Origin of the sequence: Pseudomonas sp. Pseusp16, assembly GCF_047324915.1 — a bacterium.
Taxonomy (GTDB): domain Bacteria; phylum Pseudomonadota; class Gammaproteobacteria; order Pseudomonadales; family Pseudomonadaceae; genus Aquipseudomonas; species Aquipseudomonas fluorescens_CD.
Genome location: NZ_CP168522.1, coordinates 6,597,841 through 6,619,977, shown reverse-complemented (window position 1 = coordinate 6,619,977; position 22,137 = coordinate 6,597,841). Strand labels below are relative to the sequence as shown.

At 60.1% G+C, this 22,137-nt stretch carries 17 protein-coding genes; 6 read left to right on the top strand and 11 right to left on the bottom strand.

Features of this window, described 5'->3' with window-relative positions; all coding sequences use genetic code 11:
• Nucleotides 1-570: 570 nt before the first annotated feature.
• The 6 genes from flgE to ACEN8Q_RS30055 form a co-directional block, all read right to left on the bottom strand.
• A complete protein-coding gene (gene flgE, locus ACEN8Q_RS30080) occupies nt 571-1,914 on the bottom strand; it encodes a flagellar hook protein FlgE (protein WP_413427710.1) in 1,344 nt (447 codons plus the stop codon).
• A gap of 30 nt (nt 1,915-1,944) precedes the next feature.
• Nucleotides 1,945-2,667: a flagellar hook assembly protein FlgD gene (flgD, locus tag ACEN8Q_RS30075; protein ID WP_413704135.1), complete on the bottom strand. Its 723-nt coding sequence runs from the start codon at nt 2,665-2,667 to the stop codon at nt 1,945-1,947.
• 15 nt (nt 2,668-2,682) lie between these two features.
• The gene (flgC, locus tag ACEN8Q_RS30070; RefSeq protein ID WP_007980123.1) at nt 2,683-3,126 is read right to left on the bottom strand and encodes a flagellar basal body rod protein FlgC; all 444 of its coding nucleotides are present in this window, start codon (nt 3,124-3,126) and stop codon (nt 2,683-2,685) included.
• Between the two features lie 3 nt (nt 3,127-3,129).
• Nucleotides 3,130-3,537, bottom strand: a complete 408-nt coding sequence (flgB, locus tag ACEN8Q_RS30065) for a flagellar basal body rod protein FlgB (RefSeq protein ID WP_007988729.1) — start codon at nt 3,535-3,537, stop codon at nt 3,130-3,132.
• A gap of 359 nt (nt 3,538-3,896) precedes the next feature.
• On the bottom strand, nt 3,897-4,724 hold the full coding sequence (gene cheR / locus ACEN8Q_RS30060) for a protein-glutamate O-methyltransferase CheR (RefSeq protein ID WP_057399089.1): 828 nt from the start codon (nt 4,722-4,724) through the stop codon (nt 3,897-3,899).
• Between the two features lie 45 nt (nt 4,725-4,769).
• Nucleotides 4,770-5,702: a chemotaxis protein CheV gene (locus tag ACEN8Q_RS30055; RefSeq protein WP_015096472.1), complete on the bottom strand. Its 933-nt coding sequence runs from the start codon at nt 5,700-5,702 to the stop codon at nt 4,770-4,772.
• Nucleotides 5,703-5,785: 83 nt separating this feature from the next.
• Here ACEN8Q_RS30055 and flgA point away from each other — a divergent pair, with 83 nt between their 5' ends.
• The 4 genes from flgA to ACEN8Q_RS30035 all read left to right on the top strand — a co-directional run bounded on the left by flgA (nt 5,786) and on the right by ACEN8Q_RS30035 (nt 8,394).
• Nucleotides 5,786-6,544: a flagellar basal body P-ring formation chaperone FlgA gene (gene flgA, locus ACEN8Q_RS30050; protein ID WP_413427708.1), complete on the top strand. Its 759-nt coding sequence runs from the start codon at nt 5,786-5,788 to the stop codon at nt 6,542-6,544.
• 167 nt (nt 6,545-6,711) lie between these two features.
• A complete protein-coding gene (gene flgM / locus ACEN8Q_RS30045) occupies nt 6,712-7,038 on the top strand; it encodes a flagellar biosynthesis anti-sigma factor FlgM (protein ID WP_413427707.1) in 327 nt (108 codons plus the stop codon).
• A 48-nt stretch (nt 7,039-7,086) separates the two neighbouring features.
• The gene (locus tag ACEN8Q_RS30040) at nt 7,087-7,554 is read left to right on the top strand and encodes a flagella synthesis protein FlgN (RefSeq protein ID WP_413704134.1); all 468 of its coding nucleotides are present in this window, start codon (nt 7,087-7,089) and stop codon (nt 7,552-7,554) included.
• Between the two features lie 93 nt (nt 7,555-7,647).
• On the top strand, nt 7,648-8,394 hold the full coding sequence (locus ACEN8Q_RS30035) for a flagellar brake protein (protein ID WP_413427705.1): 747 nt from the start codon (nt 7,648-7,650) through the stop codon (nt 8,392-8,394).
• Nucleotides 8,395-8,455: 61 nt separating this feature from the next.
• On the opposite strand, the gene ACEN8Q_RS30030 is transcribed toward ACEN8Q_RS30035, so the two are convergent.
• From ACEN8Q_RS30030 to ACEN8Q_RS30015, 4 genes are all read right to left on the bottom strand, one after another.
• Entirely contained in the window at nt 8,456-9,838 is a 1,383-nt protein-coding gene (locus tag ACEN8Q_RS30030; RefSeq protein ID WP_413427704.1) for an MFS transporter, read from the bottom strand.
• Nucleotides 9,839-9,908: 70 nt separating this feature from the next.
• Nucleotides 9,909-11,153: a glutamine synthetase family protein gene (locus ACEN8Q_RS30025; protein WP_413705523.1), complete on the bottom strand. Its 1,245-nt coding sequence runs from the start codon at nt 11,151-11,153 to the stop codon at nt 9,909-9,911.
• Nucleotides 11,154-11,354: 201 nt separating this feature from the next.
• A complete protein-coding gene (locus tag ACEN8Q_RS30020; protein ID WP_413704133.1) occupies nt 11,355-12,047 on the bottom strand; it encodes a sensor histidine kinase in 693 nt (230 codons plus the stop codon).
• Nucleotides 12,044-13,648 (bottom strand): tetratricopeptide repeat-containing response regulator, encoded by a 1,605-nt coding sequence (locus ACEN8Q_RS30015; protein WP_057399081.1) that lies wholly within the window; start codon nt 13,646-13,648, stop codon nt 12,044-12,046. Before ACEN8Q_RS30015 ends, ACEN8Q_RS30020 begins: the two co-directional genes overlap by 4 nt.
• Nucleotides 13,649-14,340: 692 nt before the next feature.
• Here ACEN8Q_RS30015 and ACEN8Q_RS30010 point away from each other — a divergent pair.
• Together ACEN8Q_RS30010 and ACEN8Q_RS30005 are read left to right on the top strand one after the other, a co-directional pair.
• Nucleotides 14,341-14,604, top strand: a complete 264-nt coding sequence (locus ACEN8Q_RS30010) for a hypothetical protein (protein WP_413427702.1) — start codon at nt 14,341-14,343, stop codon at nt 14,602-14,604.
• Complete coding sequence (locus ACEN8Q_RS30005; RefSeq protein WP_413427701.1) at nt 14,601-15,320, top strand: response regulator transcription factor; 720 nt, start codon at nt 14,601-14,603, stop codon at nt 15,318-15,320. Before ACEN8Q_RS30010 ends, ACEN8Q_RS30005 begins: the two co-directional genes overlap by 4 nt.
• Before the next feature lie 286 nt (nt 15,321-15,606).
• Here ACEN8Q_RS30005 and ACEN8Q_RS30000 read toward each other — a convergent pair whose 3' ends face one another.
• Complete coding sequence (locus ACEN8Q_RS30000) at nt 15,607-22,071, bottom strand: DUF5801 repeats-in-toxin domain-containing protein (protein WP_413704132.1); 6,465 nt, start codon at nt 22,069-22,071, stop codon at nt 15,607-15,609.
• Between the last annotated feature and the right edge of the window lie 66 nt (nt 22,072-22,137).

Sequence of the window (22,137 nt, the reverse complement as noted above, 5' to 3'; positions counted from 1 at the left end):
CGCGATGGGCGCTAACGATAATGCGTGCTGACTGGTTAAACGCGGCGCCTTTTAGTCCATCGCGAGCAAGCTCGCTCCTACAAAGGGCCGGTTTTTTCCTGGATAAACACCATCGACTGTAGGAGCGAGCTTGCTCGCGATGGGCGCTAACGATAACGCGTGCTGACTGGTTAAACGTGGCGTTCTTAAGTCCATCGCGAGCAAGCTCGCTCCTACAAAGGGCCGGTTTTTTCCTGGATAAACACCATCGACTGTAGGAGCGAGCTCGCTCGCGATGGGCGCTAACGATAACGCGTGCTGACTGGTTAAACGTGGCGCTCTTAAGTCCATCGCGAGCAGGCTCGCTCCTACAGGGGGCCAGGTTTTTCCTGGATAAACACCATCGACTGTAGGAGCGAGCTCGCTCGCGATGGGCGCTAACGATAACGCGTGCTGACTGGTTAAACACGGCGTTCTTAAGTCCATCGCGAGCAGGCTCGCTCCTACAGGAGCGCATCACATCCAACACCAAACCTCAGGCCACAAAAAAGCCCCTCTATCGAGGGGCTTTTCATACAGCGCGACCCAGCATCAAGTCATCTGAATGATGGTCTGCATGATGGTGCTCTGGGTGGAGATGGTCTTGGCGTTCGCCTGATAGTTGCTCTGCGCCTTGATCAGGTCGACCAGTTCGTTGGTCAGGTTGACGTTGGACTCTTCCAGAGAGTTGGAAACGATCGACCCCAGGGTGCCGGTTTCCGGCGCATCGTAGCCCGGGATGCCCGACGCATAGGTTTCTTTCCAGCTGGTGCCACCTACCGGCTGCAGGCCTTGCTCGTTGGTGAAGCTGGCCAGGGAAATCTGGCCGATCGGCTTGGTCTGGTTGTTGCTGAAGTTGGCCAGCAGCACGCCGCTGCCGTCGATGGTCAGGTTGGTGATCTGGCCAGTGGCGTAACCGTTCTGCGAAGGAATCGAACGTGCGGTATCGGCGTTGAACTGGGTGGTGTTGGCCATGGAAATGGTCACACCGGCCGGGTCGGCGGCAGCACCGTTGGCTGTCCATACGCCATTGGTCACGGTACCCGGCGTCCAGTTACTGATTTTCAGGTCGCTGCTGATGATCGGCGCGGGTGTCGGGACGGTTGGCGGCACGGTCGGTGGCACCGGCGTGCTGACCGAGACCAGTTTGCCGGAAGAGTCGAACGTCATGGTCGAAGGAATCGGCGCGGTCACCTTGGGATCGCTGCCGTCAGGATTGCGACCATCGATCAGGGTGTAGGTATCCCAGGTGTTCGGCCCGGTCTTGACCATGTATTGATCCATAGGGTGCTGGTTACCCTGAGTATCGAAAACCGGGGTACTGAACGACTTGGTGAACGTCGCAGTCTTGGACGGATCGAACTTGTTGGCAGCCACTGTCTGGTCGATCACCGGCGACGTGGAGTTCAGGTTGATGGTCGACGAAACCAGGTTGGTGGACTTCGGCGCCAGGTTGGAGGTATCGATCCGCAGGTCGGTCAGCACGCCGTTGACGATCTTGCCGTTGGAGTCCACACCATAACCTTGCAGGCGGGCAGTGCCGTCGCTGTTGGTGACGTAGCCGTCCTTGTCAGTCTTGAACGTACCGGCACGGGTGTAGGTCAGCGAGCCGTTGTTGCTCAGGACAAAAAAGCCATTGCCCTGGATACCCATGTCGAGCACGTTGCCGGTGTTGTTCACGTCACCCTGGCCGAACTGCTGGGAAACGTTGGACAGGCGCACGCCGTTGCCGACGGTCTTGCTGCCAGTGCCCAGGCGGGTCGCCGAGTACACGTCTTCGAATTCTGCACGGGACGATTTGAAACCGGTGGTCGCGACGTTGGCGATGTTGTTGCCGGTCACGTCCAGTTGTTTGTTGGCTGCATAGAGACCGCTAAGGCCGATATTGAAAGACATCATCACTCCTTTGTGCCGTGTTAGTCGGCTCTACATACCAATGGTTTGAACTTTGGACAGGGCAACGCTGCCCAGCCCGGCCAGATTGAGCATCAACTCACCGCCGGTCTGGCTGATGGTCACGCTGTTGACGGTCGCGGGCAGGTTGGTGATCAACGCGACGGACTTGCCATCGATCGTGGTGGTGGCACCGAACGTGTAGGTGCCCGCCGGTACCGTCTCACCCGCATCGTTCTTGCCGTCCCAGATGAAGCTGGCATTGCCGGCCTTCTGCGAACCGAGGTCGATGGTGCGCACGGTCTTGCCGCTGACGTCGGTGATCTTCAGGGTGGCGGATGCCACCGAAGAGGGAACCACCACCGTGCCGCTGAGGCTCTTGGTGGTATCGACCACGGCCTTGTCGCCCGGTGCGATGACCGAACGACCCACCAGCGACGACGCCTGCAGTGCCTGGGACGAGTTGTAGTTGCTGGCCAGGCCGCTCACGGTATCGTTGAGCGTGGTAATGCCTTCCAGGCTACTGAACTGCGCCAGCTGGGCCACGAACGCGCCGTTGTCCTGAGGCTCCAGCGGGTTCTGGTTTTTCAGCTGGGTCACCAGCAACTGCAGGAACGCATCCTTGCCCAGGGCCTTGTTGCCCGTGGCGCTGCCGGCTGCCGACGCGAGGCCGTCAGTCGTGGTGTTGGTCTTGATCGAGGAGTTGGCCAGGATGTCGTTGAGGCTCAAACCACTGGTGGAATCGGTAACACTCATCTGAGTCGCCCCTTATCACTGACCGAGGGTCAGGACCTTCTGCATCATGGTTTTGGCGGTGTTCATCATTTCGGCGTTGGTCTGAAACGAACGGCTCGCGGAAATCATGTCGGCCATTTCTTCAACCACGTTGACGTTCGGGTAGTAGACGTAGCCCTTGGCATCGGCCGCCGGATGGTTCGGCTCGTAGCGCGCCTCGAGGTTGCTCTGGTCTTCGACCACACCCAGTACCTGCACGCCCTGCCCGGCAGCGTCCTGGCTCTGGAACAGCGAGTCGCTGCCGCCGCTCTGGCCGCCCTGGAACATGGTGGCGAACACCGGGTGGCGCGCGCGGTAGGTCTGATCGATGCTCGACGAGACGGTCTCGGCGTTGGCGATGTTCGAAGCGACGGTGTTCAAACGCGTGGTCTGCGCACTCATGCCGCTACCGGCAATGTTGAAAACACTGGATAGAGACATGGCTTACTCTCCGCGCAGGGCTGATACCAGCCCTTTGAATTTGCTGTTGAGCAGGGTGAAGCTGGCCTGGAAGCCGATCGCGTTTTCCGCGTAGTTCGACTGCTCCAGCTGAGCATCCACGGTGTTCTGGTCGATCGACGGTTGCATCGGCGTGCGATACAGCAACGACTCATCGCCATTGCCCAGACCTTCAGCTTCGATATGACGGCTGTTGGTCATGTTCAAGGCGAACGTGCCGTTTTTGGTTTTCTCGTTCTGCTCGGCGAGCACTTTCGAGAAGTCCAGATCCCGAGCCTTGTAGTTCGGGGTATCGGCGTTGGCGATGTTGTTGGCCAGGACTTCGGCACGCTGGGCGCGGAAGCCCAGGGCTTGTTCGTGGATACCGAGCGCTTTATCGAAGCTGATGCTCATGTCGGGAAACCTTCGGGTGACCTGATTTTTCGTAGGATCAACTTAGCAAGCCCCATGCCAATTCAAAAAAGCCCGGAAACCGGGGCTTTGCCGGTCATGGCAACGCGGCAATGCCAGAAAAGCGGCAACGGTTTTCCGCCGTATGCCGCTTTTCTGCCGCTTCCTCCAATCCAAAGGACACCGCCATCCCTGTAGGAGCGAGCTTGCTCGCGATGCAAGATTGATCAATACCCGTGTCCGCTGACACACCATCGCGAGCAAGCTCGCTCCTACAGGTGTATGCGCTGTTAGCGGGATATCGGCAGGCATAAAAAAAGGGAGTCCATGAGGACTCCCTTTTTCGATGACACCCGCAAAAATCACTTCGCTTGGTAAATGATCCCCGGGCTGCACTGGACCATCTGGTAATGATCCGGCAAACCGTTCAGCGCTTCGGAAGCACCGAGGAACAGGTACCCCCCCGGCTTCAACGTACTGTGGATGCGCAACAGGATGTCCTTCTTCACCTCGGCGGAGAAGTAGATCAGCACGTTGCGGCAGAACACGATATCGAACTTGCCCAGGCTCGCGTAGCTGTCCAGCAGGTTGAAGGAACGGAACTCCACCCGGCTCTTGATCGGCGCCTTGATCGCCCAGCGCCCCGGCCCTTTCGGGTCGAAATAACGCTGCAGGCGCTCTGGCGACAGACCACGGCCGATGGCCAGGCTGTCGTACTCGCCAGTCTTGCAGTTGGTCAGCATGGTGCCGGACAGGTCGGTGGCAACAATCTGCACGCCCATCCGCAACTGGCCCATATTGACCCGCTCGAACTCGTCGATGGACATCGACAGCGAATACGGTTCCTGGCCTGAGGAGCACGCCGCCGACCAGATGCGCAGGCGCTGGCCGGGACTGGCCTTGATCGCTTCGGGCAGTACCTTGTTCTTCAAGACTTCAAACGGGTAGGTGTCACGAAACCACAGGGTTTCGTTGGTGGTCATGGCGTCTACCACCTGCTCGCGCAAACCGCTGCGCGGCTGGGTCTGCATGCGCTGAACCAGCTCCCCCAGAGACTTGATGCCTTGCTGTTCCATCAGTTTGTTGAGACGGCTGGAGACCAGGTACTGCTTGTTTTCACCGAGCAAAATGCCACAGGCTTTTTCCAGGAACACCCGGAACTGTTCGAAATCCAAATTACCCGTAGACAATGATGCCGCCTCTTAAATCGTGTTGACTGCCAGGGGTGCAGGCCCCTAGCTGATATCTGCAGCCTTGATCCGGTCGACTACCCGGGATGCCAGGTCATCAGGACGGAATTTGGCCAGGAAGTCATCGGCACCGACCTTCTTGACCATCGCCTGGTTGAAAACCCCCGACAACGAAGTATGCAGGATGATATGAAGCTTTTGCATGCGCGGGTCGTTGCGGATTTCCGCCGTCAGTGTGTACCCGTCCATCTCCGGCATCTCGATGTCGGAAATCATCATCAGGAACTCTTCTTCCGGTTTCTTGCCCTCATCGACCAGTTTGCGCAGGTAATCCAGCGCTTGCCGACCGTCGTTCAACGCCACCACTTCGACGCCGACCGTTTGCAAACAACGCGTGACCTGCTTGCGCGCCACCGACGAGTCATCGACCGTCAGCACACGCAACGAAAGCGCCTTGTGCTGGGTTTCGACATCCACCACGCCCACGGAAATCGCTTCCGGCGTCGGCGCCACTTCCGCCAGCACCTTCTCGACGTCGATGATTTCGACCAACTGATTGTCGACCCGCGTCACCGCCGTCAGGTAGTGATCGCGCCCAGTGCCCTTGGGTGGCGGATGGATCTCCTCCCAGTTCATGTTGACGATGCGTTCCACCGAGCGGACCAGGAAACCCTGGGTCTTGGTGTTGTACTCCGTGATGATCACGAAGGGATTGTTCTTGTCCTTCAAAGCACCGGAGCCGGTCGCCATCGCCAGATCAAGGATCGGTATGGTCGCCCCCCGGATGTTCGCCACACCGCACACGACAGGACTGGATTTGGGCATCAGCGTCAGTTGGGGGCATTGCAGCACCTCCCGAACCTTGAACACGTTGATCCCGTACAGCTGCTGGCCGTCGAGACGGAACAACAACAGCTCCAGGCGATTCTGCCCCACCAGTTGCGTGCGCTGGTTTACCGAATCCATTACACCAGCCATGCCCAGACTCCTACACCAACGCCAAGTGTTGTTGCGACGCGCCTTCATCACTAAACGGCACGGCGCTTGCTTTTTTAATCGTTATGAACACAGAACCGACATTTTTTCGACGCCTGACCACACCCTGCCGCAAATTGCTCGGCGTGCTGGCGGCTGTTTGCCTGTTCAACGCTGGCAGCCCTGCCCTTGCTGACGCGGTTACCTTGCCTGACATGCTTATCGGCGTCACTCAGGGCTTTCTTGAATTCACCGTAGAAGACTATCTGGCTACCAGTCAAACGGAAGGTCGCTACGAGATTCAGGTCAACCCGCTCGATCCGCGCATGCACATGCCCATGTGCGACAAGGAATTGACAGCAACCCTTGAGAGCCCCAAGCCGCTGGGACGGGTCACGGTCAAGGTCCGCTGCGAGGGCGCCGCCCCCTGGACCGTCTTCGTGCCCGCTCAAGTCCGCCTGTTTCGCGATGTCGTGACCACCGCCCGGCCACTGCGTCGCGCCGCCATTGTCGAACCCGGGGACGTGGTCCTGCGCGAGCGCGATATCAGCCTGATCAGCCAGGGCTACCTGACCTCCCTTGATCAGGCGATCGGGCAGCGACTGACCCGACCAACGGTCGCCGACCAGGTGATTACCCTGGTGCACATCGAACAGGCCGAGGTCATCCGCAAGGGTGATCAGGTGGTGATTACCGCCCGCAGCGGTACGCTCAGCGTGCGCATGCCGGGCGAAGCCCTGTCAAACGGCGGCCTGAGCGAACAGATCCGGGTGAAAAACCTCAACTCCCAGCGAGTCATCAAGGCGCAGGTCATGGCGCCGGGGCAGGTAGAAGTGTCCATGTAAGGTTCTCGGTTCACCGGAATGTGGCGCTTGCCGCGGCTGTTCCCTAGACTGTGCTCCATGCAGGGCAAGCGCTGACGCGCGCGAGGTTCATTGATAAATGGACCTAAAGTTTTCCAGGGAATGGCCGAAACCATGGCAAGCGTCCAAATTCCCAGAGGTTTTTTATCATGGTCATCGATTTCAGTCGTTTGAACAGCTCCTCGTCCCTTACGGGCAGTACACGTACCAGCGCCAGCAAGGAAAGCGCCGAAGCCGGCAAATCCGCGGCGCTGGAGTCCGCGGCCGAACAGGCCGGTACCGTCAAAAGCGGGGAATCGGTACACCTCAGCGATGAGGCTCAACAGTTGCAGAAGGTCACTGACAAGCTGCGCGATCAGCCTGCCGTCGACAAAGCCCGCGTGGCCGAGTTGAAAGCAGCGATTGCCGATGGCAGCTATAAGGTCGACAGCAACCGTGTAGCCAGCAAACTGCTCAACTTCGAAGCCCAGCGCTAGGCCAACGCCGGCGCCAGGCTTTTGGACGCTTAAAACCCAAGGCCAGCCATGCACGACACTAATTTACTGCAACTGATCACCGACGACTTTGCTCCAGCGCAACACTTGCTGGAATTGCTGCAGACCGAGTCCCTCGCATTGCATGGCCGCGACATGCCATTGCTCGAGGACATCCTGGCGCAGAAACAGGCATTGGTCGTCCTGCTCGAACAGCATGGCCGCAAGCGCAGTGAAGTTCTCGCCAGCCTCAACCTGCCGACCAACCGTGGCGGTCTTGAGCAATTGGCCAGCCAGTCGAACATTGGCGACCAGTTGCTGGCGCAAAGTGACGTGCTGACCGATCTCCTGGCCCAGTGCCAGGCCATCAACGCCAACAACGGTCAGTCGATCCTCACTCAGCAGGCCGCTACGGCCACCCAGCTGAAAATCCTCACCGGCGGTGAAACCCCGGCGCTGTACGATGCCAGCGGAACATTCTCCAAGCTTGTCAAGCCACGCCAGCTCAGTCAGGCTTAGCCCGCTCGATGAGCCCGCTCTATCCAAGACGCAAAAAATGCTGGCAAAATGCTGGCCAGCCGTAGTCAAATTTTGTCTGGAGATTGATTAACCGTGTCCAATGCCTTAACCGTGGATGATGCTCCGCAGCCACCCAAGGTGCTCTCCACGCCCTTGGAAATCTCCGGCAACCTGCGCCAGCTGCTCGAAAGCCATGACCCGCTGATCATCACGTTCCACGAGCGCAGCCAGCGCTTCCAGAGCTATCTGGTGGATCTGGACCGTGACAGCAACATGATTGCCCTGGACGAAATGATCCCACGCGATGGCGAGCGCTACCTGCTGGCGGGCGAACCGTTCAAGGTCGAAGGCTTCCACGAAGGCGTGCGCATTGCCTGGGAAAGCAACGGTAAATTGAACATCGACGAAACCGGTGGCAGCCGCTGCTATCGCGGCGCCCTGCCCGATCAAGTGGTGTACCACCAGCGCCGCAATGCGTTCCGTGCGGCACTGAAGCTGGCACAACTGGTCAACGTCAACCTCGACGGCGAAAAGCTCAAGGCCTCCATCTGCGGCAAACTGCTGGATATTTCCGCGACCGGCTGCAAACTGCGTTTCGAAGGCGACATCACTGGCAGCCTGCAACTGGGTCAGGTTTACGACCGCTTCAGCGCCGACCTGCCCTTTGGCAAAATGACCGCTCCGGTCGAATTGCGTTATCTGCACTTCGAAGAAAAGATTTCCACCACCTTCGCCGGCGTTCGCTTCCACAACATGAGCGGACTGGTGCAGCGTCAGGTCGAACGCTTCGTCTACCAGTTGCAACGCGAAGCCCGCCGCTTCGACAAAGACGACCTCTGACAGAGCGCCAAAAAAACGGGCAGCCCCTTACGGTGGCTGCCCGTTTTTTTGTGCCCGGAATTTAAGGCCTGACTTCGCTGAGGTTTGGGTCCCGCCCTGTATCAGGATCTTCCGGCGGCTGATCGGTTTCAGTTTCGGTGACAGTTTCAGGTTCTGATTCAGGCTCTGGCCCGGTACTCACCGGACTGTGCATCTGATCCTGCACCACCTGCTCGTCAACACGCGGGTCGAGGCAGGCCACCAGCGGTGAACTCGTCATGTTGTCCGGCATGGCCACGTGATGCAGCGGCGCATCTTCCACCTGATGCAGGTTGGTCACCGCTTTCGGGCGAATCCGCCACACCAGGACCAACGCGAAGAAACTGAAAAACGCATAAAGCATCTGGCTGCCGAACAACTTCATCAGCACGCCCGCCACCAGTGGCCCGATGCTCGCGCCAACGCCGTAGGTCACCAGTAGCATTGCCGTCAGGGACACCCTGCGATCGCCTTCGACATGGTCATTGGAGAACGCGACCGCCAACGGATACAGGCAGAACTGCACCAGCGAACAGACGAAACCGGCGACAAACAGAATCTCCAGCGGCACCTGCGGCATGATCGCCAACGGCAATGCCGCCAGAGCCAGGCTGAAAGCGAAACTGCGGATCAACACAGCCCGATCGTAGCGGTCGGACAGCCAGCCCAACGGCCACTGCACCAGCAACCCGGCAAAGATGCAGCACCCCATGAACAGGCCGACCTGCTCCGTCGACAACCCTTGCTGCGAGGCATACAGCGGCGCCAGACCGTAGAACGAACCGACGATCAGGCCTGCCCCGAGCACGGTGCTCAATGACTGTGGCACGCGCTTGATAAAGAACCGTGGTTCCATGGGCGCCGGATGCAACGGTGCAGGGTGAATCCGACGGGTCAGGGCCACGGGCACCAGGCACAGGGCGAAACACAGGGCGACCAGCATCAGCAGCTCCAGCCCCAGCGCCGGGTGCATGACCAGAATCAGTTGCCCCATCACCAGCCCCAGGTAAGAGGCGATCATGTAGCCGCTGAACACCAACCCGCGCTGCCTGGCTTCGGCCTGCTCGTTCAGCCAGCTCTCGATCACCATGTACTGGCACATCATGCCGAGGCCGACGATCACCCGCAGGAACAACCAGGCCGGCAGCCAATCGATCAGGCCATGGCCCAGCACCGCCGCGCCGACAATCCCGGCACAGGCCGAGTAGGCCCGGATATGCCCGACCCGGGCAATCAACCGGTGACCGATCTTGCCCCCCAGCACCAGGCCGAAGTAGTTGGCGGCCATCAAGGCACCGACCCACAGGCTGTCGACATGATCGGCAGCCAGGCGCAAGCCCAGGTAAGTACTCAACAGGCCAGAGCCGATCAACATCATCAGCGAGGCGAAATACAGCGCTCGAAAGGATTTCCAGATTTGGCGCATCGGCGTTCCGAGCGGCTCCTTGCAGTGAGAATCGGCTATCGCTAAACGATAGCCGGATGTCGACGGATCGTCAGGCCTGGGCTGCTAAAACACGCCGTTCCCAGGGAGTAATTTCATCCTGGAAACTGCTCAGCTCCAGAGTCTTCGAAGCAATGTAGCCTTCGATGAATTCCGCACCGAACAGTTCCTTGGCCAGCTGGCTACGTTTCAGACGCTCAATGGCCGCATGCAAGGTACACGGCAACGAAAGATTGTCCGGCACTTGGAATTCACCCTGGATCGGCGCACTCGGTTCCAACCCGTTCTCGATGCCATGCAACCCCGCCGCCAGGCTTGCGGCAATCGCCAGATACGGATTGGCATCGGCGCCCGGCAAGCGGTTCTCGACCCGACGGGCCACCGGCAGACTGGACGGAATGCGCAGGCCGGCCGCCCGGTTGTCGTGGGACCAGCAAGCATTGTTCGGTGAGGCGTAAGGGTGGCACAAGCGCTGATAGGAGTTCACGTTCGGCGCAAACAGCGCGGTGAAGTCAGCCATGCAAGCTTGCTGGCCGGCAATGAAATGGCGGAAGGTGGCCGTCTCCTGCCCCGCCTCATCGCTGAACACGTTGCGCCCCGAATCGATCTCGACGACGCTCTGGTGGATATGCATCGAACTGCCCGGCGTATGCGCCAATGGCTTGGCCATGCACACCACACTCAGACCGTGCTTGAGGGCAACTTCCTTGAGCAAGTGCTTGAACAGGAACGTCTGGTCGGCCAGCAACAGCGGATCACCATGCAGCAGATTGATCTCGAACTGGCTGACGCCCATTTCGTGCATGAAGGTATCGCGCGGCAAGCCCAACGCAGCCATGCACTCGTAGACTTCCTTGAAGAAGGGGCGCAGCCCATTGTTGGAGCTGACGCTGAACGCCGACTGACCGTCCTCGCGACGCCCGTCCAGCCCCAGCGGCGGTTGAAAAGCCTGGGTCGGATCCGTGTTGGGGGCGAAGACAAAAAACTCGAGCTCGGTCGCCACCACTGGCGCCAGGCCGCGGGCTGCGTAACGGGCAATCACCGACTTGAGCTGACCACGGGTCGACAGATTGCAGTTGGCGGTGGTGCCCAGTTCAACCGCGTCACAAATGGCGAAGGCACGCGGCGGATGGCTCCAGGGCAGACGGTGGATTTGTGCCGGGTCCGGAATCAGCGCCAGGTCGCCATCATCGCTGCCGTAAAATCGCGCCGGCGGGTATCCGCCCATGATGCATTGCAGCAGCACGCCCCGCGCCATCTGCAAACGTCGACCGTCGAGAAACCCCTCGCAGGTCATCACTTTGCCCCGCGGTACGCCATTCAAATCCGGCGTGACACATTCAACTTCATCAATGCCCGTCAATCGCTGCGCGAGTGAACTCAGGCCAACGGTGGTCATGACACTATCCTTGTTTTTGTGCGGGCCGCGAACGGCGACCGTACAAAATAGGCTCCGCGTGTTCGGAATTTCAAGCAGCGTCGATAAATATGCTGCCTGTCAGGGCAGGTAAAGACGGAACACCCCGCCGCCCAACGGACCGCCATTGCTGATTTCGGTGCGTCCGCAGACGCCGTTGCGTTGATGCAACGCAGCAATTCGACCGGCAAAGTACAGGCCCAACCCGGTGCTGCCGCTGCTTTGATTTATGCCCTGCACGTAATCGGCCTGACGCTCGATCATCTGCGCCGGATACCCCTCGCCATCGTCATTGATGGTCAACATCAGTTGCCCGGCTTCGTCGCTGACGCTGATCAACACGGCATGCCGTGCAAAGCGAATGGCGTTGTTGATGCAGTTGGCCAATACCGATGCGATCAACTCGCGGTCGAAGAAACCCAGCGGGCTCAGCGGGTCCACTTCATAGGTGGCCATGATGCCGCGGCTGGCGAACACTTCCTGATGACAAGCCAACTGCGCTTCGATGAAATCGTCCAGTTCATGGTAGGCCGGTTGCAACGGCATCTGGTTGACGCCGAGCTTGTACAGCCCCAGCAACTGCACCAGCATGCCGTTGAGGTGGGCGAACTCGAAGTCGATCACACCCTGCTCCGGCGTCTGCTGCGCCGACTCCGGCAATCGCGCCAGCCACTGGCTCTGGGCCTGCATCAACATGGCCAGCGAGTTCTTCATGTCGTGCACGGTAGAGGCGATCACCGTGGAGAAATCCAGTGCCTGCCGGTTGTCGTTCATTGACCAAACGCCTTGCTATTGAGCTTCTGGTAACGCGGATAGCGCGCGTCGGTGTCGGGCATCAGGCCAACCATTTTCAGGCAGGTCCGGCACTCTTCCAGCTCCGCTGAAGGAGCGCCGGTATCGGTGCCGTGCAACAACGACTGCGCCAGGTTCAGGGCGATGCTGATGTTCTTCGGCTGCATCGCCAGGGCCTTGCGAAAGACCTGCCGGGCCTCCACCAGATTGCCGGTCTTGTACACGCGCACGCCCTGACGGTTGAGTTCCGCAGCGGCGTTACCGGAATTGAGGATGCTCGGGTCGTCGGTCTGCTTGGCGATGTCCTTCATGACCGCCGGATCGTCGCCGTAGATTTCCACACAGTTTTTCAGCATCGCGGTGCCGGCCTCGCTCTGCCCGAGCATTTTCAGTTGCTTGGCCACCAGCAACGCAGCTTCAGCACTCATGAATTGCTCCATGCCATCCAGGCGCAACAGGGCTTGTTCGGTGAGCTTGTCTGCCGTCTCGGCATCGTTGAGTAAAAGACTGGTGGCCTTCATCAGGCGCGCGCGGATTTGCAGGCCCGGGTCGGAGGGATTTTCCTTGGCCACGGCGCTCAATGTGGTGTTGATTTCCAGTCGGGTCCGCGTGTCCAACCCCCTTTCGCTGCCCTTGCTGATCAATGCGTGGGCCAGGCCGAGGTTGCTCTCGGCATCCTTGAACCGCGACTGCGCACCCTGGCTTACGGCCTGACGATAGGCCTTGGCCGCCGTGTCGAAGTCCTCGTTGGTCATCGCCAGCTTGCCCAGCAACGCTTGCCGGCGCACCGCCAGCGGCGACAGGCGGATCGCCTCTTCCAGAACGCGCTGTGCACCTTTGGTGTCCCCTTCGGCGACCAGCACGTCAGCCATGCCGTCATACAGCGACGGCATCATCGGGAAGACCTTCAGGGCTTTTTCGTAAATGCCCTTGGCCTGCCCGACCTGGCCGCGCTTGAACAGCAACTTGCCCAACCCGGCAAACGCCCATGGCAACGGGCGGTCGGCAATGATGCCGTCGTACAGCCGCTCCAGCGCTTCGTTCTGATTGAGGTCGCGCAGAGCATCGGCGCGGTAGCGCAGGCACAGCGGCGAATAGCGGATGTCTTGCTTGCACAAGGCGATGCAGGCGTTAAGCACTTCCATCGGCTTGCCGCGGTCAAGGGCCTGCAGGATTGGCTTGAGCAGGGTCTTGCGCTGCTCCAGGCGCTCCAGGCGCTGGGCCAGGCTGGAACGGTTGAAGGGCTTGGTCAGATAGGCATCGGGCTCGTGCTCCAGCGCACTGAGCACCATGGCCTGGCTGGTTTCCGCGGTGACCATGACGAACACCGCTTCATGGCTGATCAGCTTTTCCTCCATCAGGTCTTCGAGCACCTGCTGGCCGTTTTTCTTGCCGTCACCCAGGTGAAAGTCCTGCAGGATGAAGTCGTACTGCTTCTGCGAACACATTTTCAACGCCTGTTCGCCGGTATCGGCAGTGTCCACTTCCTTGACACCCAGTTCGCGCAGCATCGACCGAACCGAACTGCGAAAGTCGGAGAAATCATCGACGATCAGAAAACGCTTTTGGTGATACGACAGCATCGAAGATTTCCAGGCAATTTAAGAAGAACAACCCAAAGGCAAATACACGGACGGACTCAGCTTCGCAGCCCTGTTTTGGCGCGCAGATGATAACGGGTGGCACTAGGCTATCAAACACCTTCTCACAGAGATGAGGCCCCCCAAGCCAACCGCAAAAGGCAAATTGGCCCCTGACTGTCCGTGTTATCGGCCAACAGTGGTATTCCCTTGAGAAGCTTCCCCAACCCTCACTCCGAACAGGTGAAGGCGTTACTGAAAACGAGACATCGTGCACAAGAAAGTGCTGATAAATGAATGCCCGCAATTGCCGGACGCATACGTGGTGGCGCGGGCATCGATTGTTATTTCGAACCCGCAGGACGGGAGCGACCAGTGCCTGCACTGATTTCGCCAAGCTCCAGCTTGCAGATGGCTCGACCCGGCAAGATACGCCGATAAATTGACCAACCAAAAATAGCACTCGCAAGTTAACGCCATTCGTCGATTAATTGACGATTTTGATCAACATCAGACTTTGGTCGCATGTCACCTGTGACGAGCCTAATGCCTTGATTTTCGAGGGTTCCTTCCCCCCTCGAGAGCATCGATCAGGCCAGCCTGCACTGGTCTTGCATTGACGACTGACGGATGGTCAGGCTGGCAGCCCCCTGGGCTGACCTAGACTCCGTTGAGGGGTGAGGGAGTCCATCGTCATGTGCAATCCATTGATCATTATTCGTATTTATTTTCTCTCTCGGGCTTTGCCTGCCTTCTGGAAATGTTCGCCCTCCCTGCCGGCGCTGTTGATGGAGATAGCCTCATGGCCGGTGGTTGCCAATGCCCGGGCGGGCATCATCGCGGCCTGCTGGCGATCAAATCTGTCCTTCAATCGCGGCGACCAGACAAGCAAGTTGCTGACCCGCAAAGGCCAGCAGGCGGAGGCCATCGTTGGTTTTTCAAGGGGGTCAGGAAAATGATCACTGACCCAAAAGCGCCAATAAGCGTGATGCTGATCGATTGCCGCCCCCTCGTGCTCAAGGGCCTTCACGACTTGATTGATGCCAGAAAGCCCCGAATGGAAGTGGCAGGCCAGGCCACCACCTATTCCCATGCGCTGGATCTTGCCGATCAGTTGCGGCCCAATGTCATTTTTTTCAGTTTCTTTCCGGATGCACTGAATCCTCTGGAGGTCGTCGCGGGACTCGCCCGCAACGCTGAAATGAAAGTGCTGCTGTTCAAGGGCCTGTACGAAGCCGTTCCCGCTGCCCAGGCGATAGAGGCTGGCGCTCGCGGCATCGTGCTGGCGGAAGACCCGACGGAATCGATTACCCAGGCCATCCTCAAGGTCCACCATAGCGACATCGCAATGGATAGAGCCTGGGCAGGCGGCCTTTCCGGCTATGCCGCGACCGGGCATGCACCCTTGAAATGCAATCTGGAGAAGGCGAAACAGGCGCGGTTGACGCTGCGCGAGAGAGAACTGATTTGCGCCATCGTGGGCGAACCGTCGGCCAAATATGTGAGCATCGCCGGGCGCCTGGGGATCAGCGAGCACACCGTGCACAACCATCTCAGCAACATCTATCAAAAGCTGAATCTCATCAACCGCATCGACTTGCTGATGTATGCGCTGAAACACGGGCTCACCAACAACCAAGCACCGCCCAAGTCCTCCTGGGTGGAGATGGATTGAATTTCAAGCCAATACAAGACGGTCTGTCCCTCACTTTCAGGTGGGGGTGGCCGTCAGCATGTCGCCGTCCTTGTCGGAGGCCTGGAACAGAGTGCCCGGAATGTTCAAGTCGCTCTCGGCCTATCCTGCCGCGTCATCCTGTATCTACCCGCCGCGTTCTTTAAGCCCTGTGCTGCTCGCCAGTTCACAGCGGATGCGATCATGGGGATCTCGTATCAGAACTGCAAAAAAGAATGCGAGGGTGGTTTCCTGGGCCACCCTCGCATCCGTTCACGCGCGCAATGCCTCAGGCGCTGCCAAAAAAGATGTCGGTACTCTGGATATGGGTCCCGACCAAGGTGATGGTCGTTGTTTGTCCGCCAGTCTCGGCAACCGTCACGACGCCATCTGCGCCGGTGTTGTTGATCGATTGGACAACGGCGTTCGGGTCGCCGTTGAGCACCAGCTTGTCCCGCAAGCCCGAGCCCACATCGAAGCCGCTGACCTGGTACAGGTTCTGATTGACTGACAGATCGATGTTGAATGCATCCTGCTCACCGGCTGTGCCAACCAGCGTGAAGTCGAAGGATGCGTTGGCCGGGTCGTTGGCGAACAGGTTGGCGTCGAATGTACTCGTCGCCGAGTCCCCATCCTTGTCCGTCAGCGTCGCGCTGAACGCCAGCTGGACATCGCTGGCCAGGCTCTCGCTCTGCTGAATGAACTGGATCACCGGAATCTTGACATCACCCCGGCCCATCGTCAGCTGAACAGCGTCGATCAATGTCGTACCCTCCTTCTGGATGAGGAAGGACACCTGTCCGCCCGCCTCCGGAGTCAGGGTGTTCACCTCTACGCGGTTCGAAAACGTGCCATCGGCATAGTAGATCCGGTAGTACAGGTCTTCGGTCGCGGTGTTGTAACCCGCCACGGAGTTGTCGATGAAGACCTTCATTCCCGTCAGCAGGCTCTCAGGATTGATCACGAAACTTTCATCGGCGGCGCTGATTGCCGCAAGGTTATCTCCCTGGAAAACGTTATTGCCGACACCGATGCCGGACGTGCTGACGTTCATGGCCGCCGGGTCTATGTACGATGGCAGCGGGTTGGTCTGTAGCGCGGCTTCGGTGGGGTCGGGTGCTCCGAGCCCGATGCCGGTCAGGATGTCCGCGGTCGTCGCCAGCGCCTTCGCGGAAAAGAACACAATCTCCTCGGAGGCCGAAGGAATAGCCGGGTTACTCGTCTGCGGAATCAACAATGTGCGCACCGAATCCGGGCCGCCGGCATCGAGCGAGCCGTCGGCACTGCTGAGCACAATCGTCGAACTGAAGCCTTGCACCAGATCCAGTGCATAGCGACCATCGGCATAGGCGGTCAACGTGTAGTCGACGGTGGTATTCGCCGTTGCGGCGTTGTTGTCGAAATCACCGGTCAAGGTTCCCGCGAACTGGTACGCGCCATTGACATCCGGTGATGGCGACAGCTCGTGGAGCGTGCCGGTCCCGGTCGTGGTCGTGTTGTCCGGCCTGACGAGGGTAAACTGGTTATTGACCAGCGAGATATCCAGACCGGCCGCGCCCAGCCCGTCGGCTCCCGTCGCCATATTCCAGAACCCGGATTGTGCAAGGACGCTACCGGTCCCGATCAGGTTGCCGAAAGCGAGTGCTGGCCCATCGTCCTTGAACACCAGGTTCTGCCCGATGTTCAGCGTCGCCTGGGCGCTGTCGCCGTCCCTGTCGGTCTTGATCGCCGTCAGCGTCACCAGGTTGTCCGAGGTCAACGTCTTCGAATCATCAGGATTGCTGGCGTCGGAATGCACTACGGCGCGGATCTGGTCGAGGGAGACGCTGCCATTGGCGGCTACGCCGACCGTGAACACCAGCAGGTTGCCCGTGGCCGTGCGGCCTTCGACCACGGCGCCATTGAGCGACAGGTTCACCGCCTGGCCCGAGGCCGTGTCGATCAGCCCGGAAGCACCCGCCACCACACCCAGCGCATAGGTCAGGGTGCCGGCGCCATCGGCGCCAAACGCCGAGGTGAAGTTGGCGGCGAAGCTCTGGGTATCGTTGGTCGCCAGCACCGTTTCGTCCACCGTCAGCGTTGGCTCCACGCCGGTGGTGTTGATACTTGGTCCGTCGTCCTTGAACACCAGGTTCTGCCCAATGTTCAGCGTCGCCTGGGCACTGTCGCCCTCCTTGTCGGTAATGGTCGCCGTCAGTGTCACCAGGTTGTCCGAGGTCAACGTCTTCGAATCATCAGGATTGGTTGTGTTGGAATGCACCACGGCGCGGAGCTGGTCAAGGGTGACGCTGCCGTTGGCGGCCACACTGACCGTGAACACCAGCAGGTTGCCCGTGGCTGTACGGCCTTCGACCACGGTGCCGTTGAGCGACAGGTTCACCGCCTCGCCCGAGGCCGTGTCGGTCAGCCCGGAGGCCCCCGCCACCATGCCCAGCGCATAGGTCAGGGTGCCGGCACCATCAGCGCCAAACGCCGAATTGAAGTTGGCGGCGAAGCTCTGGGTATCGTTGGTCGCCAGCACCGTTTCGTCCACCGTCAGTGTCGGCTCTACACCGGTGGTACTGATGCTTGGTCCGTCATCCTTGAACACCAGGTTCTGCCCGATGTTCAGCGTCGCCATGGCACTGTCGCCGTCCTTGTCGGTCTTGGTTGCCGTCAGCGTCACCAGATTGTCCGAGGTCAGGCTCGTCGAGTCATCCGGATTGGTGGCGTCGGGATGCACCACTGCGCGAATCTGGTCGAGGGTGACATCACCGTTGGCGGCCACGCTGGCCGTAAACACCAGCAGGCTGGTCGTGGCCGTGCGGCCTTCGACCACGGTGCCGTTGAGTGACAGGTTCACCGCCTCGCCCGTGGCCGTGTCGGTCAGCCCGGAAGCACCCGCCACCACGCCCAGCGCATAGGTCAGGGTGCCGGCACCATCGGCGCCAAACGCCGAGGTGAAATTGGCGGCGAAGCTCTGGGTGGCGTTGGTTGCCAGCACCGTTTCGTCCACCGTCAGCGTCAGCTCCACACCGGTGGTACTGATGCTTGGTCCGTCATCCTTGAACACCAGGTTCTGCCCGATGTTGAGGGTTGCCTGGGCGCTGTCGCCGTCCTTGTCGGTCTTGGTTGCCGTCAGCGTCACCAGGTTGTCCGAGGTCAGGCTCGTCGAGTCATCCGGATTGCTGGCGTTGGAATGCACCACGGCGCGGAGCTGATCGAGGGTGACATCACCGTTGGCAGCCACGCTAGCCGTGAACACCAGCAGGTTGGTGGTGGCCGTGCGGCCTTCGACCACGGTGCCGTTGAGTGACAGGTTCACCGCCTCGCCCGTGGCCGTGTCGGTCAGCCCGGAGGCCCCGGCCACCACGCCCAGCGCATAGGTCAGGGTGCCGGCACCATCGGCGCCAAACGCCGAGGTGAAGTTGGCGGCGAAGTTCTGGGTATCGTTGGTCGCCAGCACCGTTTCGTCCACCGTCAGCGTTGGTTCCACGCCGGTGGTGTTGATACTTGGTCCGTCGTCCTTGAACACCAGGTTCTGCCCGATGTTCAGCGTCGCCTGGGCGCTGTCGCCGTCCTTGTCAGTCTTGGTCGCGGTCAGCGTCACCAGGTTGTCCGAGGTCAGGCTCGTCGAGTCATCCGGATTGCTGGCGTTGGAATGCACCACGGCGCGGAGCTGATCGAGGGTGACGCTGCCATTGGCGGCCACACTGACCGTGAACACCAGCAGGTTGCCCGTGGCTGTACGGCCTTCGACCACGGTGCCGTTGAGCGACAGGTTCACCGCCTCGCCCGAGGCCGTGTCGGTCAGCCCGGAGGCCCCCGCCACCATGCCCAGCGCATAGGTCAGGGTGCCGGCACCATCGGCGCCAAACGCCGAGCTGAAGTTGGCGGCAAAGCTCTGGGTATCGTCGGTCGCCAGTACCGTCTCATCCACCGTCAACGTTGGCTCCACGCCGGTGGTATTGATGCTTGGTCCGTCGTCCTTGAACACCAGGTTCTGCCCGATGTTCAGCGTCGCCTGGACGCTGTCGCCGTCCTTGTCGGTCTTGGTTGCCGTCAGCGTCACCAGGTTGTCCGAGGTGAGGCTCGTCGAGTCATCGGGATTGGTGGTATTGGAATGCACCACGGCGCGAATCTGGTCGAGAGTGACATCACCGTTGGCGGCCACGCTGGCCGTGAACACCAGCAGGCTGGTGGTGACCGTGCGGCCTTCGACCACGGTGCCGTTGAGTGACAGGTTCACCGCCTCGCCCGTGGCCGTGTCGGTCAGCCCGGAGGCCCCGGCCACCACGCCCAACGCATAGGTCAGGGTGCCGGCGCCATCGGCGCCAAACGCCGAGCTGAAGTTGGCGGCAAAGTTCTGGGTGGCGTTGGTCGCCAGCACCGTTTCGTCCACCGTCAGCGTTGGCTCCACGCCGGTGGTGCTGATACTCGGTCCGTCGTCCTTGAACACCAGGTTCTGCCCGATGTTCAGCGTCGCCATGGCGCTGTCGCCGTCCCTGTCGGTCTTGGTCGCCGTCAGCGTCACCAGGTTGTCCGCGGTCAGGCTCGTCGAATCATCGGGATTGGTGGTATTGGAATGCACCACGGCGCGGATCTGGTCGAGGGTGACGCTGCCATTGGCGGCCACGCTAACCGTGAACACCAGCAGGCTGGTGCTGGCCGTGCGGCCTTCGACTACGGTGCCGTTGAGCGACAGGTTCACCGCCTCGCCGGTGGCCGTGTCGGTCAGCCCGGAGGCTCCGGCCACCACGCCCAGCGCATAGGTCAGGGTGCCGGCGCCATCGGCGCCAAACGCCGAAGTGAAGTTGGCGGCGAAGCTCTGAGTGGCGTTGGTCGCCAATACCGTCTCGTCCACCGTCAGCGTCGGCTCCGTGCCGGTGGTGCTGATGCTCGGCCCGTCGTCGTCGAAGATGATTTTGGAGCCGATTTCGGTTTTCGAAATAGAGGCCTGGACCAGCTTGAAGCCACCGATATCAAAGTCGGCGTGGTTATTGCCCTTGGCGTCGACAGCCGCCCCGTTTTCGACGAGCACGCGGTTGTGATCCAGCGTTGTGGTGTATTGAATCTGGTAGCCGGCCAAAACGCCGGTGATGGTTGCAACCCCGCCAACAACGCTGATGACAATGCTCGGGCTATTCACCGATCCGTCTGAGTTCTCGATCACCTGCCCGGTGCTTTTATTGATGACGCGAACATTGGTGATTGCAATCGACGAATCGCCCGCATATCCGTTGATGAAATTCACGCCGGGTTCATACGCGGTGCTGAATGCGCTGATTTTTACGATTGCGCTCTTGCCGCTTTGCAACTGCACGACGTCGAAGCTTGCCGATTTGGCGTTGAAGACGCTGGTAAAGTCGATGTTGGATTCAACATCTGCTTCGTTCTGATCCAGATTGGGAATGGTCACATTCTGCCTGGCACCTGTGACGAACGAAAAGCGGATGCCCTCCTGCTCCACAATCATTTGATTATTGGTGCCGAAGGTGGTCGGGCCGCCCGCCTGGCTGGTATTGATCGTGTCGCCAGTGGTTATATTGGCGCCGCTTGACTGGTCCGCGGGGTCCTTGCCGGTAGCGATGATGGTGGGGTCCGTAATCCGCAGGACACCAGCGTCGTTGACAACGGTCGGGGTCGCCGTCGTAAACATCAGGAACAGGTTCTGGCCGGAGGGGGCATTGGCCAGACTGAACTCCAGGTCCTGGCTGGCTCCGATGAAAACCTTGTTCAGCAGATTGAGTGAATCATCGGCGTTCGTCATATCCGGATGCTTGAGCGGTTGGTACTCCACGGTCCAGAGCTTGCCGCCCGTGACCGGCGATCCGGTTTCTTCAATGTAGGCAGCGAACACGATCGCACCGCTTGCGCTTCCGGCTCGACCCACGACGATGTTGTTGTTCGTATCGGTATAGAGAAGGATGCTGATGCCATCGAGGGTCAACAGCCCGCTGTCCACGCCATTGAGTGGTGCGCCAGTGCTGCCGACGAAGCTGACATCGGTAATGCTTGCTCCAGGCGTGGAGGTAATGGTGAACGCATTGCTGCCCGTGTTGCCCACGGCACCGGAATAGCCACTCAAGGCCGCACCCGTGGCGGTACCTGCCCCCAGTGCGGTCAAACGGGTGGCGAAGGTCGAGGGCAGCGACGCCACCAGAATGTCGTTGTCGTCAGCGTCTCCAGCAGAGCCTGGCGTGGCAGTTCCGTTCTGCAACCCGGCCGTCTCGTCCAGCGTAACGTCCTCGCCAGTCGCCACGACGCTCAAAACGCTGTCCGTAAACGACGCAGTCGCCACGACGTCGTCAGCGGTGCCGACTACTCCATCGGCGCCCGCAGAGGCCGCCGTAAGCAGAAACGTCGCGCCTGCCGAGTCGTCGGGATTCACGTACCACGAGGTGGTGACGCTGCCGTTGACCTGGCCGTCGAGATCGCCGGCGCCGCCGTCGGTCACGGACCAGGGCTCGTGCCCCGCGCCGGTGTTGGTATTGAGCACATCGTCGGACGTGCCCCATACGCCATCCGCGCCAGCACCGATGGCGTGGTCCACTTCGAGCGTCACTGTACTGCCGGCGGCGAAACCGCTGGCCGTGATGATGGCGGTGCTGCCGGGGGCGTAGTCTTTCAGGTCGGTGGTGACGAGCGGAGTGTAAAGGCGGGATCGATCGCTCACGTAGGTAAAAGTCCAGTCGTGGCTGACGGGTGAAGGATGGTCACCGGCGATATTGGCCAGGTCACTCGTTGACGATGAGGTTTTCTTGCGCATAGTCATGACTTTCTCCTGAGCGGGTCCAGTCATCGGGGGCCGACCGTGGACCATTTTCGGTTCTATTGGTCA

What these genes read in the sequence shown, in the direction of transcription:
- flgE (WP_413427710.1), bottom strand. Translation starts at nt 1,914, where the DNA reads ATGTCTTTCAATATCGGCCTTAGCGGTCTCTATGCAGCCAACAAACAA.
- flgD (WP_413704135.1), bottom strand. Translation starts at nt 2,667, where the DNA reads ATGAGTGTTACCGATTCCACCAGTGGTTTGAGCCTCAACGACATCCTG.
- flgC (WP_007980123.1), bottom strand. Translation starts at nt 3,126, where the DNA reads ATGTCTCTATCCAGTGTTTTCAACATTGCCGGTAGCGGCATGAGTGCG.
- flgB (WP_007988729.1), bottom strand. Translation starts at nt 3,537, where the DNA reads ATGAGCATCAGCTTCGATAAAGCGCTCGGTATCCACGAACAAGCCCTG.
- ACEN8Q_RS30055 (WP_015096472.1), bottom strand. Translation starts at nt 5,702, where the DNA reads ATGGCTGGTGTAATGGATTCGGTAAACCAGCGCACGCAACTGGTGGGG.
- flgA (WP_413427708.1), top strand. Translation starts at nt 5,786, where the DNA reads ATGAACACAGAACCGACATTTTTTCGACGCCTGACCACACCCTGCCGC.
- flgM (WP_413427707.1), top strand. Translation starts at nt 6,712, where the DNA reads ATGGTCATCGATTTCAGTCGTTTGAACAGCTCCTCGTCCCTTACGGGC.
- ACEN8Q_RS30040 (WP_413704134.1), top strand. Translation starts at nt 7,087, where the DNA reads ATGCACGACACTAATTTACTGCAACTGATCACCGACGACTTTGCTCCA.
- ACEN8Q_RS30030 (WP_413427704.1), bottom strand. Translation starts at nt 9,838, where the DNA reads ATGCGCCAAATCTGGAAATCCTTTCGAGCGCTGTATTTCGCCTCGCTG.
- ACEN8Q_RS30025 (WP_413705523.1), bottom strand. Translation starts at nt 11,153, where the DNA reads ATGACCTGCGAGGGGTTTCTCGACGGTCGACGTTTGCAGATGGCGCGG.
- ACEN8Q_RS30020 (WP_413704133.1), bottom strand. Translation starts at nt 12,047, where the DNA reads ATGAACGACAACCGGCAGGCACTGGATTTCTCCACGGTGATCGCCTCT.
- ACEN8Q_RS30015 (WP_057399081.1), bottom strand. Translation starts at nt 13,648, where the DNA reads ATGCTGTCGTATCACCAAAAGCGTTTTCTGATCGTCGATGATTTCTCC.
- ACEN8Q_RS30010 (WP_413427702.1), top strand. Translation starts at nt 14,341, where the DNA reads ATGTGCAATCCATTGATCATTATTCGTATTTATTTTCTCTCTCGGGCT.
- ACEN8Q_RS30005 (WP_413427701.1), top strand. Translation starts at nt 14,601, where the DNA reads ATGATCACTGACCCAAAAGCGCCAATAAGCGTGATGCTGATCGATTGC.
- ACEN8Q_RS30000 (WP_413704132.1), bottom strand. Translation starts at nt 22,071, where the DNA reads ATGACTATGCGCAAGAAAACCTCATCGTCAACGAGTGACCTGGCCAAT.